Raw genomic sequence first — 13,966 nt, 5'->3', positions numbered from 1 at the left:
TCCATGACCAACACCACCATCAACAGGATCCTCGTCGCGAACCGCGGCGAGATCGCCCGTCGCGTCTTCGCCACCGCCCGCCGGCTGGGCATCGAGACCGTGGCCGTCCACTCCGATGCCGACGCCCTGCTGCCCTTCGTGGCCGAGGCCGACGCCGCCGTGCGGCTGCCCGGCAACACCCCCGCCGAGACCTACCTGCGCGCCGACCTGGTCATCGAGGCCGCCCGCAAGGCGGGTGCCGACGCGGTCCACCCCGGCTACGGCTTCCTCTCCGAGAACGCCGACTTCGCCGCCGCGGTGACGGCCGCCGGGCTCGCCTGGATCGGTCCGGACCCGTCCTCGATCGTCTCGATGGGCTCCAAGATCGAGTCGAAGAAGCTGATGGAGGCCGCCGGCGTCCCGGTGCTGGCCGACCTCGGCGAGAGCGCCACGCAAGACCACCTGCCGCTGCTGGTGAAGGCGTCAGCCGGTGGCGGCGGCCGCGGCATGCGGATCGTCCGGTCGCTGGCCGACCTCCCGTCGGAGGTCGAGAAGGCGTCGGCCGAGGCGGCGTCGGCGTTCGGGGACGGCACCGTCTTCGTCGAGCCGTACGTCGAGCACGGCCGCCACGTCGAGGTCCAGGTCGTCGGCGACACCCACGGCACCGTGGCCGTCTACGGCGAGCGCGACTGCTCGATCCAGCGCCGCCACCAGAAGGTCGTCGAGGAGGCCCCGGCCCCCGGACTCTCCGACGAGACCCGGGCCGCACTCCACGAGGCGGCCCGCAACGCCGCCGCGGCCATCGACTACGTCGGGGCCGGCACGGTCGAGTTCCTGGTCGACGCCCACGACCCGAGCCGCTTCTGGTTCCTGGAGATGAACACCCGCCTCCAGGTGGAGCACCCGGTCACCGAGGCGATCTTCGGGGTCGACCTGGTCGAGGCCCAGATCGCGGTGGCCGAGGGCCGTCCGGTCACGCCCTACCTGCCCGGCGAGCCCCAGGGCCACGCCGTCGAGGTGCGCCTCTACGCCGAGGACCCGGCCAACGACTGGCAGCCCCAGTCCGGCACGCTGACCTCCTTCGAGGTGCCCGGCGTCAAGGCCGAGTTCGAGAACCTCGACTCCGCTCGCGGCGGGATCCGCCTCGACACCGGCTTCGTTGCCGGGTCCGAGGTCGGCACCCACTACGACGCGATGCTCGCCAAGGTGATCGCCTTCGCCCCCACCCGCGAGCAGGCCCTGCGCCGGCTCTCCGGCGCGCTGGCGAAGTCGAAGGTGCACGGCCTCACCACCAACCGCGACCTGCTGGTCGAGGTGCTGCGCCACCCGGTCTTCGTGGCCGGCGACGTGTCGACCGACTTCTTCGAGACCCAGGAGCTCGCCACCCGCGGCGCCGGGGTCGACGAGACCGCCGTGGCCCGGTCGGCGTTCGCCGCCACGGTGGCGCTGGCCGAGGTGGCCCGCGAGGCGCGGACGGTCCAGCGGGGGATCCCGGTCGCCTGGCGCAACGTGGTCTCCGCGCCCCAGGTCACCGAGCTGCTCCTCGACGGCGCCGAGGACCCGGTCCGGGTCGAGTGGTTCGGCGGTCGGGACGGCTACCGCGACGCCCACGGGGACGTCGCCGTGCTGGCCGCCTCCTCGACGAGCGTGACCCTGGAGCACGACGGCGTCGCCACGACGTACGCCGTGGTCGTCGACACCAGCAGCTCGCTCACCGCCCCGGTCGTGCACGTCGACTCGCCGCTGGGCTACGTGAGGTTCACCCGGGTACCGCGTTTCGTGGACCCCTCGGAGCAGGTCGCCACCGGCTCGCTGCTGGCACCGATGCCGGGCAGCGTCCTGAGCGTCTCCGTCGAGCTCGGGCAGCAGGTCACCGCCGGCCAGACCATCCTGGTGATGGAGGCCATGAAGATGCAGCACACCGTGAGCGCGCCGACCGACGGCGTGGTCTCGGAGATCAACGTGAAGACCGGGTCCCAGGTCGGGGCCGGGGACGTGCTTGCCGTCGTCGACGGCGCGGAGGGGGAAGAGTCATGAGTGAGAACCCGTTCACCGAGTCCGAGGAGCGCCGCGAGCTGCGCAAGGCGGTCTTCTCGCTCGCCAGCAAGTACGGCCACAGCTACGTCGCCGAGAAGGCGAAGACCGGTGGCAAGGTCACCGAGCTGTGGCAGGACATGGGCAAGCACGGCTTCCTCGGCGTCAACATCTCCGAGGAGCACGGCGGTGGCGGCGGCGGGATCGGCGACCTCGCGGCGGTCCTCGAGGAGGCGGCCGCGGCGGGCGCCCCGATGCTGATGATGGTCGTCTCCCAGGCCATCTGCGGCTCGGTGATCGGCCGCTTCGGCACCGAGGACCAGAAGCAGCGGTGGCTGCCCGGCATCGCCGACGGCTCCTACACGATGGCCTTCGCGATCACCGAGGCCGACGCCGGCTCCAACTCCCACAACATCACCACCACCGCGACCCGCGACGGTGACGAGTGGGTGCTGAAGGGGTCGAAGACCTACATCTCCGGTGTCGACGAGGCCCAGGGGATCCTGGTGGTGGGTCGCCTGGCCGACGCGAAGACCGGCAACCTCAAGCCGTGCCTCTTCGTGGTGCCCACCGACGCCCCGGGCCTGGAGAAGCAGGTCATCGACATGACCTTCGACGCCCCGGAGAAGCAGTTCACCCTCTTCTTCGACGACGTCCGGCTGCCCGCCGACGCGCTGGTGGGCGACGAGGACGCCGGCCTCCTCCAGCTCTTCGCCGGGCTCAACCCCGAGCGGATCATGGGGGCGGCCTACTCCAACGGCATGTCGCGCTTCGCCCTCGCCAAGGCGGTCGAGTACGCGAAGACCCGCGCGGTCTGGCGCGACCGGCCGATCGGCAGCCACCAGGGCATCGCCCACCCGCTGGCCAAGATCAAGATCGAGCTCGAGCAGTCCAGGCTGCTCCAGCAGAAGGCGGCGGCGCTCTACGACGCGGGCGACGACATGGGGGCCGGCGAGTACGCCAACATGGCCAAGTACGCCGCCGGCGAGGTGGCGTGCAACTCCACCGACGTCGCGGTCCACACCCACGGCGGCTCCGGCCTGACCACCGAGCTGGGGCTGGCCAACATGCTGGTCGCCGCGCGGCTGGGCCGGATCGCCCCGGTGAGCCGGGAGATGATCCTCAACTTCGTGGCCATGCACTCCCTGGGCTTGCCGAAGTCCTACTGAACGCGACGACGACGGGCCCGCAGCCGGTGGCTGCGGGCCCGTCTGCGTGGGCAGGAGGCGTGGCCGGGGCCGGACCAGTGGATCCCCGGCGGGCGCTCCCGCCTAACCCCCGCCGAACCAGCGGCGGCGCCGAGAAGGCGCCGGCGACTCGTCGGGGGCGTCCTCGGTCACCGCGGCAGGCGTGACCGGGAGCTGGGTGAGGGCGGCCACCTGCTCGCGCAGGGCCGCCGGTGGGGTGAGCTCGATGCCCTCGGAGAGGAGCTCGGCGGCGTCGTGCAGGTCGGCCACGTCCTCCTGGCACTCGCCGCACTGGGCCAGGTGACCCTCGAAGCGGAGCCGCTCGATCCCCTCAAGGCCCTCCAGGGCGTAGGCGACGGACATGTCGTGGACCATGCTCATGCCGGCACCTCGCGGTCGGCGCCGGTGAGGAGCGCACCGCTGTGGAGCTCGGCCAGGTGGAGCATGGCCCGGTGCAGGGTGGCCACCGTGGTGCCGCGGGGCCAGCCGAGCCGCTGGTCGGCGACCTCGACGCTGTGACCGCGCAGGTAGACCTCCGAGAGGGCCTCGCGCTCGTCCTCCTCGAGCCCCGGCAGCCAGCCGCGGTCCGGGGGGAAGGCACGGACGGCGCCGGCGCCGCGCTGCTGCGGGATGCGGGTCCGGGAGCGCGCCACCGCGTGCCGGTGCGCCAGCTGGAGCAGCCACGGCAGGCTCGCCCGCTCCGGGATCTCCTGCTCCCCCTGCCACAGGGTGCGGTAGACCTCGACGGTGACCCCCTCGGCCTCCGGTCCGGGACCTGCGACGCGGGCGGCGAGTCCGAGCACCCGGGCGGCGGTGAGGTCGTAGAGGTGGACCAGGGACTTGGGGTCGCGCTGGGCGCAGCGCGCCAGCAGGTACTCGACCCGACCGAAGAGGTCGGCCACCGACGGGGTGGTGGGATGGGTCCTCGTCATGATCGCCCATCATGGAGAAGCGGAAGGGCGAGTGGGGGTTCGCGGCCCCCAGATCACCGATTTCAGGGAGCACGCCGGCGAGGTGGTCCAGACCGGCGCGGCCTACACGAGCGGGACGAACCGGTAGCGGCCGTGCTCGGTGACCTCGTCCGGCGTGACCCGCAGCATCCGGCCCGCCACGGGCACCACCATCACCCCGTCCTCGGCCAGCTGCGCCCGCAACGCGGCGGGCAGCTCCTCGGCCATCGCCGAGACCAGCACCCGGTCGTACGGCGCGTGGTGGGGGAGGCCGAGCACCCCGGGGCGAGCCGGCTCGATGGTGGCCCACGGCTGCTGGGTGCGGTCCAGGTTGGCCCGGCCGAAGGCCACCAGGTCGTCCACCACCTCGAGCCCGCGGACCCGCCCGCCAGGTCCGGTCAGGTGCGCCAGCAACGCGGTCGTCCAGCCGGAGCCCGCGCCGACGTCGAGGACGTGCTGCCCGGGGGAGACGCCGAGGAGGCGGAGCATGTCGGCCACCGTCCGCGGCTGCGAGCTGGTCTGCCCGGCGCCGATCACCAGCGGTCCGTCGTACCCGGCCCGGTCGCGCACCTCGGGCGGCAGGAACCCTTCCCGGGGCCACGCCGCGAAGGCCTGCTCGACCGCGTCCATGCGGCTCAGCCCAGCTCGAAGAGGACGATCGGCTCGCTGGTCGGCTGCTTCGACCCGCCCTCCGGCTCCACGGTGATCCCGACCGCGGTGGCCTCGGTGGCGTCGCCCTCCAGCAGCACCGTCTGGTCGCTGCGCCGCGGCATCAGCCCGGCGGGGACCATCTCACCCTCGGGCGACTGGAACCACAGCTCGTAGTCCTTGCCCTCGGGAGCCGGCGGCATGGCCTCGGTGACCAGCACCGCCCGGCCCTGCTCGCGGGAGCGGACCAGGGTGGCGCGGGCCTCGCCGACCTCCACCTCGACCCGGTCGGCCTCGCTGTCGGCGAGCACCCGCTCGCTGGCGGTCAGCGCCACCGACGTGCCGGGGGCGTCGTCCTGGGGCCAGACGGTGACCCCCACGCCCACGGCGAGCACGGCGGCCGCGGCGACCAGGGCGGGGATCCAGCGCGAGCGGGCGGCGGCGGCCGGGCGCCCGGTGACCGGGGGGAGGGGCCGCACGGTGCGGGTCGCGGTGAGCACGCGGTCCCGCAGCTCGGTGGCCGGCGCGACGGCGGTCGGCCCGGCGAGCAGGGCGGCGGCCTCGCGGAACGAGTCCACCTCCGCCCGGCACTCGGGGCACCCCTCGAGGTGCCGCTCAAACTGCGCCCGCTCGAGCTCGTCGACGGCGTGGATCGCGTAGGCACCAGAGAGGGCGTGGATGTCGCTCATGAGGCCACTCCCATCTGGTCGCGCAGCCGGATCAGTCCGTCCCGGATGCGGGTCTTGGCCGTGCCGACCGGCAGGTCGAGCAGCTTGGCCACTTCTGTGTGCGTGTAGCCACCGAAGAACGCCAGGCCGACGGCCTCGCGCTGCACGTCGGTGAGCGACTCCATCGCCTGCCGGACCCGGCGGGCGTCCAGGGCGGCGGTCGCCGCGTCGGAGGTGGCGTCGTGGGCCACCTCCTGGTTCTGCTCGTGGTACGAGGTCTCGCGCCGGGTGCTGGCCTCGGCGGCCCGGACCCGGTCCACCGCCCGGCGGTGGGCCATCGTCATCAGCCAGGCCAGGGCCGAGCCGCGGGAGGCGTCGAAGCGGGACGCGGTGCGCCACACCTCGAGGTAGATCTCCTGGGTGACCTCCTCCGACTGCGCCGGGTCGCGGAGCACCCGGAGCACCAGTCCGTGCACGCGCGGCGCGGTGGCGTCGTAGACCGAGGCGAAGGCCTGCTCGTCGCCGCGGGCGGCCCGGTGCAGCCAGGCGGCGAGGTCGACACCCGTCCCCCCCGGCGGACCGGAGGGGACGGGCGAGAGGTGACTCATGGGATCCATGTAACCGCAGGTCCGGTGACCGCTCAGGGCATCAGCACGGTGTCGATGACGTAGACCTTGGCGTTGGCGGTCTCGACGTTGCCGCAGAGCACCTGGGCCATCTCGTCGCCGACCTGCCACATCTCGCCCTCGCCGGTGACCTCGATGGTGTCGCCGTTGAGGGTGGTGTGCTCGCCGGCCACCTCGTCGGGGTCGAGCTCGCCCTCGACCACGTGGTGGGTGAGCACCTGGGTCAGCGCCTGCTTGTCCTTGAGCAGGGCGTTGAGCTGCTTCTTCGGGATCGCGGCGAAGGCGTCGTCGGTCGGGGCGAAGACCGTCAGCTCCTCGGCGTTGTTGAGGGTGTCGACCAGGCCGGCCTCGGTGACGGCGGTGACCAGCGTCTTGAGCAGCGGGTTGCCGGAGGCCGCCGTGGCGACGGGCTCCTCCGCCATCACGACGACCGAGCCGGGGCCCTCGGTCGGCAGCGAGGCGCAGGCCTCGCCGAACGCGACGTCCTCGTCCATGGCGGAGCCGGACATCGACTCGCTGGGGGACTCCATCGCCGACTCCGACTCCATCGGGGTCTCGGAGGTGGTGGTGTCGCTGGCGTTGCTGTCGCTGTCGTCGTCGGAGTCGCCGCAGGCCGCCAGGCCCAGGGAGAGGGTGAGGGCCAGTGCGGCCAGCCCGCCGGTGCGGGTCATGGAGCGGGTGGTGGTGCGCATGATGCTCGTCCTTTGGTCGGGGGATGACCTTCTCGGTCGGTGTCGGGAGGGATTCGGGGCGGACGGCGGGGCGGATTGGTCGGATCCGGGGAAAGTTCGCGGCCGGCTCAGCCGACCCGCACCGCGATCTCCTGGACGCCGCTCGACCCCTGCGGGAAGGGCGCGGCCCGCACGGCGGTCTGCACCTCCCCGTCGACGGTCGTCGCGCGGACCGCCAGCATGTGGGAGCCGGGGGCGGCGTCCCACCGGAAGAACCACTGGCGCCAGTAGTCGACCCCGGCGTCGGGTCCCAGCTCGCACTCCTGCCAGGCGCCTCCGTCGACGCGGAGCTCGACCCGGGCGATGCCGCGCCGCTGCGCCCAGGCGACCCCGCCGACGACCGTCTGCCCCGCGGGCACCTCGGCCAGCGGCCGGGGGGTGTCGATCCGGCTGGACACCTTGACCGGGCCGTCGGTGGCCCAGCCGCGCTCGGTCCAGTAGGCCTCGTCGTCGGCGTAGGAGGTGAGGGTCAGCCGCGTCAGCCACTTGGTGGACCCGACGTAGCCGTAGAGGCCGGGGGTGACCAGCCGAGCGGGGAAGCCGTGCTCACGGGGGAGGGGCTCGCCGTTCATGCCCACCGCGACCAGCGGGTCGCGGCCGTCCAGCACCACCTCCAGCGGGGTGCTGATGGTGAACCCGTCCACGTCGGTGGAGAGGAGCTGGTCGGCCCCGGTGTCGGAGAGCCGGCGCACCCCCGCCCTCGCCAGCAGTCGCGGCAGCGGTACGCCCAGCCACCTGGCGGCGCCGACGTAGCGGCCGCCCACCTCGTTGCTGACGCAGGTCATGGTGATGTCCCGCTCGACCAGCTCCATCGCCAGCAGGTCGTCGAAGGAGAGCTCGACCTGCTGCCCGACGTCGCCGTCGATCGTGAGCCGCCAGGCGTCGAGGTCGACGACCGGCAGGGTGAGCCGGGTGTCGATCCGGTAGAAGTCGCGGGTGGGGGTGCGGAACGGCGAGAGGCCGGGGATCTCTCCCTCCAGCCCGGCCGGCAGCGGGGGAGCGCGGCGGCCGGCGGCGGGCAGCACCACGTCGGCGATCCGGGTGCGCGCCCGGGCCAGCCACTCCCCGCCGGCCGCCAGCGCCACCGCGACGCCGGCGGCGACCAGGAAGGCCCGGCGTCCCGCCCCGCCCGGCGAGGTGGCTCCGGCCGGGGCGGGCGTGAGCCGCACCAGGACCAGGATCCCCACCGCGGCCGTGACCACGGCGGGGAAGACCGCGAGCGGCCCCTGCCCCGGGCGGGCCACGGCGACCCAGCCCGCCATCGCGGCGAGGACGCCGAGGGCGGCGACGCCCCACCGGAGCCGGCGCCCGGCCAGCACCCCGGCGAGCGCGGCCAGGAGCAGCGTGCCGGCCAGGACGCTGCCGATCAGGATCGGCTTGTCAGCGGTGCCGAACCGGGCCACCGCCCACTCCTTGACCGGGGTCGGGGTGAGGTCGATGACCTGGGAGCCGATCGCCAGCACCGGCGAGGTGGCGGGATCGGTGAGGGCGGCGGCGAGGTGACCGGCGGCGGCGCCGGTGAGCGCGGCGAGGACCCCCGCGAGGGCGCAGCGGGCGCGGCTGGACGGGGACATGGCAGGTGTTCGGCGCCGAGGCCTCGCTGGATTGGTGGGGGAGAGGGGAGGATGGCGCCATGATCGAGGTCGTGCCGTGGTCGCCCGCCTGGGCCGTGCAGTTCGAGGAGGTCGCGGCCGTGCTGCGCGAGGCGCTGCGCGAGGTGCCCTCCGCCCGGGTCGAGCACGTCGGCTCCACCGCGGTGCCGGGCCTGGCCGCCAAACCGGTCCTCGACGTCGACGTGGTGGTCGACGGGCCGGACGCGGAGGCGGCGATCGACGCCCTGGAGTCGATCGGCTACCTCCACCGCGGCGACCTCGGGGTCACCGGGCGGGAGGCGTTCAGCGCGCCCGACCAGGACCCCCGGCGCAACGTCTACGTCTGCCTGACCGGCACCCTCGCCCTGCGCAACCACCTCGCCGTGCGCGAGGTGCTCCGGGCCCGCGACGACCTGCGCGACGAGTACGCCGCGACCAAGCGGATGCTCGCCGCCCAGCCGGAGATGGACGTCGAGACCTACGTGGCCGGCAAGTCGACGGTGCTGCAGAAGGTCCTCGAGGAGTCCGACCTGACGCTGGAGGAGCGGCGGGCCGTCTGGCTGCTCAACGCAGGACGGTGAGCAGCTGGGTGGCTCGGGTCAGCACCACGTAGAGCGTCGCGCGCCCGGTGGCCGACTCGGTCTCGATCTCCTGCGGGCGCACCACGACGATCCCGTCGAACTCCAAGCCCTTGGTGTCCAGCCCGGTCAGCACCACCACCCGGTCGTCCCCCGAGGGCGGCACCGACGGGGCGACGGCCGCGCGCGCCCCCTTGGCGTCGGCTTCGAACTCCGGCCACGAGGCCAGCCACTCGTTGACCAGCGAGCGTCGTGCGGCCGGCACCACGATGCCGACCGTGCCGCTGACCCGCGCGGCGATCTCGCCGACCGCCGTCCGCACGGCCTCGCGCAGGTCGGGCCCGGCCTCGCGCTCCACCGGTGCCTCCCCGGTGGCGCGGACCGCCTCCGGCAGGTCGGCGCCGAGACCGGCCCGCCGGGCGTACGCCGCGGCGTAGTCGTAGATCTCGGCGGAGTTGCGGTAGTTCTTCGACAGGTGGAAGGCGTGCACCTGCTTGCCCTCCAGGGCGGCGGTGCGGGCGGCGTCCGCCTCCTCGCGCACCGGCCACGAGGACTGCGCCGGGTCGCCGACGATCGTCCACGACGCCGCCCGGCCCCGGCGGCCGACCATCCGCCACTGCATCGGGGTCAGGTCCTGGGCCTCGTCGATCAGCACGTGGGCGAAGGGGTCGTCGTCGAGCCGGTGCAGCGGCGGCGTCCAGGCGCGGCCGCGGGGCGCGTACTCGCGGTCGGAGGCGGTGGTCAGCTCCTGCAGGTCGACGCCGCCGTCGCGGTAGGCGAGGGTGTCGTCGAGGTCGTGGTCGGCGTCGCTGCGCTGGGGCACGTCGCCGAGCAGGTAGCGGAGCTCGTCGAGGAGCGCGACGTCCTCGACGCTGAGCGGCTCGGACGCGCCGGGGCGCGTCGGCAGCAGCCCGCGGCCCTCGGGGTCCGCCTCCTGCCAGGACCTCAGCAGCAGCTTCTGGTCCTCCGCGCTGAGCACGCCCTCGGCGACCCGCGCCAGGAACGCCGGGTCGCGCAGCCAGCCCAGCACGTCGCGGGCCTCCAGCGGCGGCCACCAGGCGGCGGCGAAGTCGACGAACGAGGGGGTGGAGAGCAGGTCGTCGTCGAAGTGCTCGCGTCCCCGCTCGCGGCCGCGCTCGCCGCGGACCTGACGCCACATCGCGTCGAGCAGGGCGCTGGCGACCCGGGGGAGCTGCCGGTTGCGGCGCCCCTGGCCCATCAGCTGGCCGCGCACCCGCCGCAGGACGGCGGCGTCGAGGTGGAGGGTGTCGTCACGCCAAAAGATCCGGAACTCCCGAGGGCTGCCCGGGGCCTGCTGCCGCGCCGCGCGGCGCAGCACCTCGGCCATCCGGGCCGCTCCCTTGACCGCGGCGACCTCCGGCACGTCGTGCCGGGTCGCGCGCACCCCGTCGACCACCTCGCCGAGCGAGCGCAGCGCCACAGCGGTCTCGCCGAGCGAGGGCAGCACCCGCTCGATGTAGCGCATGAAGACGCCGCTGGGGCCCACCACCAGCACCCCGCCGGTCTCGTAGCGGCGGCGGTCGGAGTAGAGCAGGTAGGCGGCCCGGTGCAGGGCGACCACGGTCTTGCCGGTGCCGGGGCCGCCGGAGATCGCCACCACGCCCTTGCCGGGGGCCCGGATCGCGCGGTCCTGCTCGGCCTGGATGGTGGCCACGATCGAGTGCATCGAGCGGTCGCGGGCGCGGGAGAGCTGGGCCATCAGGGCCCCCTCGCCCACGATGGGCAGGTCGCGCCCGGACTCCGCCAGCGCCTCGGCGTCCAGCAGCTCGTCCTCCACGCCGACGACGGTGTGGTGGTCGGAGCGGAGCACCCGGCGGCGGATGACGCCCTGCGGGGTGGCGGCCGTGGCCTGGTAGAAGACGGCGGCGGCCGGGGCGCGCCAGTCGATGAGGAGCGAGTCGCGGTGCTCGTCGCGCAGGCCGATCCGGCCCACGTAGCGCGGCTCCGGGTCGAGCTCGTCGCGCAGGTCGAGGCGGCCGAAGACCAGCCCCTCGTGGGCGGCGTCGAGCTGAGCCATCCGCCGGGCGGCCTGGAAGACCATGGCGTCGCGCTCGACGAGTCCGCCCTCGTGGCCGAGGTGGGCCCGGCTGTGGCCCTCCTTGGCCAGCTGCTGGGCGGCGGAGGTGGACTTCTCCAGCTGCACGTACACCCGGTCGACGAACGCCTGCTCGGTGGCGATCTCCCGCTCGACCAGCTCTTCGGACAACTCGGCTTCCTCACTCCTGTGCGACCGCGGACGCGGTTTCGGCAAGTCGTCAAGACTACCGACCCCGCGCCCGCGGGGCGTCAGGGCGTCCGGGTGTAGACCGCCGTACCCAGGGTGGAGTTCTCGCCCGCCGGGAGGTCATCGACCCGGACGTCGATCCGGCTGCCCGCGGGGAGGAAGAAGGGACCCATGCCGCCGCCTCCTTGCATGGTGCTTCGGATCTCACCGTCGACGGTGACGACGGCCTTGGACCTCCTCGGAATCCCGGAGGCGAACGCGTATCCCATGGACGGCTCGTCGACGGTCCCGGTCCGGGTCCGGAGCCTTCCGAGGTCGCCACTGCTGGCCTGTGCCAGCGTCCAGGTCACCCCGTCCACCTCCACCAGCTCGGGCAACGGCACCCCGGCAGGCTCCAGCAGGCTGGCCGGCTCGGCCACCTCGTAGAACCCCGCGGCGAGCAGGGCGTCGGATCCCTCCACCGGGCGACCGTCGGCATCGACGAGCCGCACCTCCGCCTGCACGATCTCGCCGGGCGCGAGCCGGCCGGCCTCGGTCTCCACCCCGTCGGTCAGGGTGGCCAACGTGACGGTGCCGGGGTCGAAGGTGACCTCGTCGGTGCAGCTGCCGCCGGAGACCATGGGCTCACCCTCGAGCAGGAGCTCGTACTGGACGGACTCCTCGGTGCCTGAGCAGACCGCACCGAACCGCAGAGCGCCGTCGGGCACCTCCACGGGGAGCCGCAGCGACTCCTGCCCCCGCACCGCGTCGGCGACGATCAACCGGTCACCGGCGACCCGGTCGCGGAAGGTGAGACCCTCCACGGTCACGCCGGGCGGACGCTCGTCGGAGAGCTCGTAGAAGGCCAGCGCGTTCACGCCCGGTCCGTGGAACTCGAAGGTCCCTTCCTCGCCCGCGTCCGCCCGCCAGTACTGCGAGAAGTCCGCCGCCGTCGGCTGGTAGACGTCCCCGTCGGGCTCCGCGACCTTCCAGGCCTCCAGCTCACCCGGCGGTGGGGCCGCCTCGTTGGCCCAGGCGATCACGATCGGGTGGCCCAAGCCTTCCAGGTCGAGCTCCACCTGGTCGGTGCCCGTGACGGAGCCGGCGTACTGGTAGGTCCAGCCCGCGGCCTCGATGGTCTCCGGCACCGGGTGCCCGGCGAGCTCCTCGTCGGGGACGGCGGCCGGGCCGGGGCGCGGGTCGTCGGTCACCAGGGCCGGCACTCCGGCGGCGAGGGCGACCGCCGCGAACACGGCCGCCGCAGCGCCCGCGGCGCGCCGACGGCGGACGGTCCGGACCCGGCCGCGCAGCTGTGCCGTCCGGGTGCCCGCGTCGAGCGGGGAGCTGTGGTCGAGGTCGTGGGCGTGGGTGCGCAGCGAGGTGCGCAGCTCGTCGAGAGTGTTCATGCCGGGTCTCCGTTCAGGTCCAGGGCAGGGTCGATCCGCAGCTTGGCGAGCGCCTTGCTGGTCTGACTCTTGACCGTCCCGGCCGAGCACTGGAGCAGCGCCGCCGTCTCCTCGACGGAGAGGTCCTCGAAGTAGCGCAGCACCACGACGGCCCGCATCCGGCGGGGGAGCCGGCCCATCGCGCTCCACAGGTCGTGGGTGTCGTCGGAGGCTCCGGTGGTGTCCGGGGTGCCGCTCTCGGGCAGCTCGCCGGTGGGTCGCTCGTCGTTCCACCGCCGGCGCCACCAGGAGGAGTAGGTGGTGACCAGGATGCGCCGGACGTAGGGCTCGGGGTGCCCGTCGATCCGCCGCCACGCGAACCACGCCTTGGTAAGAGCCGTCTGGAGCAGGTCCTCGGCCAGGGCGTGGTCGCGGGTCAGCAGGTAGGCGGTCCGCAGCAGGTGGGGGGACCGGGCCGCGACGAAGTCGTCGAAGTCGACGGGCTCGGGCACCGGCCCCTCCCGGGTCGCGTGGGCAGACAGGACAGTCATGCCCCCTACTACCGGGTGGGAGGGGGGAAGGGTTGCCTGCTACTTCTTGCGGCTCAGGAAGGCGGTCATCGCCTCGCGCGCCTCGTCGGAGCCGAAGAGGCGGGTGCTCAGGGCGGACATGTCGTCCGCCTGGGCATCGATCCGGGCGACCAGGTCGGCGTTGAGGATCCCCTTGGTCTCCCGGATGCCCTGGTTGGCGCCGGTGGCGACGTCGGCGCAGAGGCGCGCCACGACCGCGTCGAGCTCCGCGGCCGGCACCGCCTGGGTCACCAGACCGAACTCCGCCGCCTGGGCGCCGGTGAAGACCTCGCCGCCCAGCGCGGTCAGTGCGGCGGCCCGCGGGCTCATCCGGTGGAAGACGGTCAGGCTGATGATGGCCGGCGCCAGGCCCAGCTTCACCTCGGTGAGGGCGAAGGTCGCCTCCTCGGCGGAGACCGCGATGTCGGCGGCGGCCACGAGGCCGATGCCGCCGGCGCGGACGGCGCCCAGGTTCTTGGTGACGACCACCTTGGGCATGGTCGCGACGAGCCGCTGCAGGGCGATGATCCGGCGGGTCCCCTCCTCCATGCTGGTGGTGGCCGCCTCGGAGAGGTCGGCACCGGAGCAGAAGACCTTGCCGGAGGACTGGATGAGGACGACCCGGACGGCGTCGTCGGCCGCCGCGGCCTCCAGGTGGTCGTGGAGCTCGGTCACCAGCCTGCGGGAGAGCGCGTTGCGGTTGTGCGGGGAGTCGAGGGTGATCGTGGCCACGCCGTCGGCAGTCGCGGCGGTGACGAACGGGGCGTCGGTGGCGGGGCTCGAGGACATGCGCAC

General features: G+C 73.9%; 14 protein-coding genes. 3 read left to right on the top strand and 11 right to left on the bottom strand.

Going from position 1 to position 13,966, the window contains the following annotated elements; translation table 11 throughout:
* Positions 1-3 precede the first annotated feature (3 nt).
* A complete protein-coding gene (locus tag AC3X7R_RS08645) occupies positions 4-2,016 on the top strand; it encodes an acetyl/propionyl/methylcrotonyl-CoA carboxylase subunit alpha (RefSeq protein ID WP_489965208.1) in 2,013 nt (670 codons plus the stop codon).
* Positions 2,013-3,182 carry an acyl-CoA dehydrogenase family protein gene (locus AC3X7R_RS08640; protein WP_489965207.1) on the top strand — a complete coding sequence of 390 codons (1,170 nt, stop codon included), beginning with the start codon at positions 2,013-2,015 and terminating at the stop codon, positions 3,180-3,182. Before AC3X7R_RS08645 ends, AC3X7R_RS08640 begins: the two co-directional genes overlap by 4 nt.
* Positions 3,183-3,284: 102 nt before the next feature.
* Here the strand turns inward: AC3X7R_RS08640 and AC3X7R_RS08635 are convergent, their stop codons facing one another.
* The 7 genes from AC3X7R_RS08635 to AC3X7R_RS08605 form a co-directional block, all read right to left on the bottom strand.
* Positions 3,285-3,581, bottom strand: a complete 297-nt coding sequence (locus AC3X7R_RS08635) for a zf-HC2 domain-containing protein (RefSeq protein ID WP_489965206.1) — start codon at positions 3,579-3,581, stop codon at positions 3,285-3,287.
* Entirely contained in the window at positions 3,578-4,132 is a 555-nt protein-coding gene (locus AC3X7R_RS08630) for a sigma-70 family RNA polymerase sigma factor (protein WP_489965205.1), read from the bottom strand. The genes AC3X7R_RS08635 and AC3X7R_RS08630 overlap by 4 nt, the downstream gene beginning before the upstream one ends.
* Before the next feature lie 102 nt (positions 4,133-4,234).
* Positions 4,235-4,780 (bottom strand): protein-L-isoaspartate O-methyltransferase family protein, encoded by a 546-nt coding sequence (locus AC3X7R_RS08625; protein WP_489965204.1) that lies wholly within the window; start codon positions 4,778-4,780, stop codon positions 4,235-4,237.
* Positions 4,781-4,785: 5 nt separating this feature from the next.
* Positions 4,786-5,487, bottom strand: coding sequence for an anti-sigma factor (locus AC3X7R_RS08620; RefSeq protein WP_489965203.1), 702 nt, complete (start codon positions 5,485-5,487; stop codon positions 4,786-4,788).
* Positions 5,484-6,074, bottom strand: a complete 591-nt coding sequence (gene sigK / locus AC3X7R_RS08615; protein ID WP_489965202.1) for an ECF RNA polymerase sigma factor SigK — start codon at positions 6,072-6,074, stop codon at positions 5,484-5,486. Before sigK ends, AC3X7R_RS08620 begins: the two co-directional genes overlap by 4 nt.
* Positions 6,075-6,106: 32 nt before the next feature.
* Positions 6,107-6,784: a fasciclin domain-containing protein gene (locus AC3X7R_RS08610; protein WP_489965201.1), complete on the bottom strand. Its 678-nt coding sequence runs from the start codon at positions 6,782-6,784 to the stop codon at positions 6,107-6,109.
* A gap of 107 nt (positions 6,785-6,891) precedes the next feature.
* A complete protein-coding gene (locus AC3X7R_RS08605) occupies positions 6,892-8,397 on the bottom strand; it encodes a molybdopterin-dependent oxidoreductase (RefSeq protein ID WP_489965200.1) in 1,506 nt (501 codons plus the stop codon).
* Positions 8,398-8,456: 59 nt separating this feature from the next.
* Here AC3X7R_RS08605 and AC3X7R_RS08600 point away from each other — a divergent pair, with 59 nt between their 5' ends.
* On the top strand, positions 8,457-8,996 hold the full coding sequence (locus AC3X7R_RS08600; RefSeq protein ID WP_489965199.1) for a GrpB family protein: 540 nt from the start codon (positions 8,457-8,459) through the stop codon (positions 8,994-8,996).
* Here the strand turns inward: AC3X7R_RS08600 and AC3X7R_RS08595 are convergent.
* From AC3X7R_RS08595 to AC3X7R_RS08580, 4 genes are all read right to left on the bottom strand, one after another.
* The gene (locus AC3X7R_RS08595; RefSeq protein WP_489965198.1) at positions 8,980-11,220 is read right to left on the bottom strand and encodes a HelD family protein; all 2,241 of its coding nucleotides are present in this window, start codon (positions 11,218-11,220) and stop codon (positions 8,980-8,982) included. The two genes, AC3X7R_RS08600 and AC3X7R_RS08595, sit on opposite strands and share 17 nt — an antisense overlap.
* 80 nt (positions 11,221-11,300) lie before the next feature.
* On the bottom strand, positions 11,301-12,623 hold the full coding sequence (locus AC3X7R_RS08590; protein WP_489965196.1) for a hypothetical protein: 1,323 nt from the start codon (positions 12,621-12,623) through the stop codon (positions 11,301-11,303).
* Positions 12,620-13,153, bottom strand: coding sequence for a SigE family RNA polymerase sigma factor (locus AC3X7R_RS08585; RefSeq protein ID WP_489965195.1), 534 nt, complete (start codon positions 13,151-13,153; stop codon positions 12,620-12,622). The genes AC3X7R_RS08590 and AC3X7R_RS08585 overlap by 4 nt, the downstream gene beginning before the upstream one ends.
* Before the next feature lie 39 nt (positions 13,154-13,192).
* Entirely contained in the window at positions 13,193-13,960 is a 768-nt protein-coding gene (locus tag AC3X7R_RS08580; RefSeq protein ID WP_489965194.1) for an enoyl-CoA hydratase-related protein, read from the bottom strand.
* Positions 13,961-13,966 lie beyond the last annotated feature (6 nt).

The organism is Nocardioides sp. Z22_16 (assembly GCF_058134365.1).
Note: the sequence above shows the minus strand (reverse complement) of the source record. Positions and strands in the feature narration are given on the sequence as shown.

What these genes read in the sequence shown, in the direction of transcription:
- AC3X7R_RS08645 (WP_489965208.1), top strand. Translation starts at nt 4, where the DNA reads ATGACCAACACCACCATCAACAGGATCCTCGTCGCGAACCGCGGCGAG.
- AC3X7R_RS08640 (WP_489965207.1), top strand. Translation starts at nt 2,013, where the DNA reads ATGAGTGAGAACCCGTTCACCGAGTCCGAGGAGCGCCGCGAGCTGCGC.
- AC3X7R_RS08635 (WP_489965206.1), bottom strand. Translation starts at nt 3,581, where the DNA reads ATGAGCATGGTCCACGACATGTCCGTCGCCTACGCCCTGGAGGGCCTT.
- AC3X7R_RS08630 (WP_489965205.1), bottom strand. Translation starts at nt 4,132, where the DNA reads ATGACGAGGACCCATCCCACCACCCCGTCGGTGGCCGACCTCTTCGGT.
- AC3X7R_RS08625 (WP_489965204.1), bottom strand. Translation starts at nt 4,780, where the DNA reads ATGGACGCGGTCGAGCAGGCCTTCGCGGCGTGGCCCCGGGAAGGGTTC.
- AC3X7R_RS08620 (WP_489965203.1), bottom strand. Translation starts at nt 5,487, where the DNA reads ATGAGCGACATCCACGCCCTCTCTGGTGCCTACGCGATCCACGCCGTC.
- sigK (WP_489965202.1), bottom strand. Translation starts at nt 6,074, where the DNA reads ATGAGTCACCTCTCGCCCGTCCCCTCCGGTCCGCCGGGGGGGACGGGT.
- AC3X7R_RS08610 (WP_489965201.1), bottom strand. Translation starts at nt 6,784, where the DNA reads ATGCGCACCACCACCCGCTCCATGACCCGCACCGGCGGGCTGGCCGCA.
- AC3X7R_RS08605 (WP_489965200.1), bottom strand. Translation starts at nt 8,397, where the DNA reads ATGTCCCCGTCCAGCCGCGCCCGCTGCGCCCTCGCGGGGGTCCTCGCC.
- AC3X7R_RS08600 (WP_489965199.1), top strand. Translation starts at nt 8,457, where the DNA reads ATGATCGAGGTCGTGCCGTGGTCGCCCGCCTGGGCCGTGCAGTTCGAG.
- AC3X7R_RS08590 (WP_489965196.1), bottom strand. Translation starts at nt 12,623, where the DNA reads ATGAACACTCTCGACGAGCTGCGCACCTCGCTGCGCACCCACGCCCAC.
- AC3X7R_RS08585 (WP_489965195.1), bottom strand. Translation starts at nt 13,153, where the DNA reads ATGACTGTCCTGTCTGCCCACGCGACCCGGGAGGGGCCGGTGCCCGAG.
- AC3X7R_RS08580 (WP_489965194.1), bottom strand. Translation starts at nt 13,960, where the DNA reads ATGTCCTCGAGCCCCGCCACCGACGCCCCGTTCGTCACCGCCGCGACT.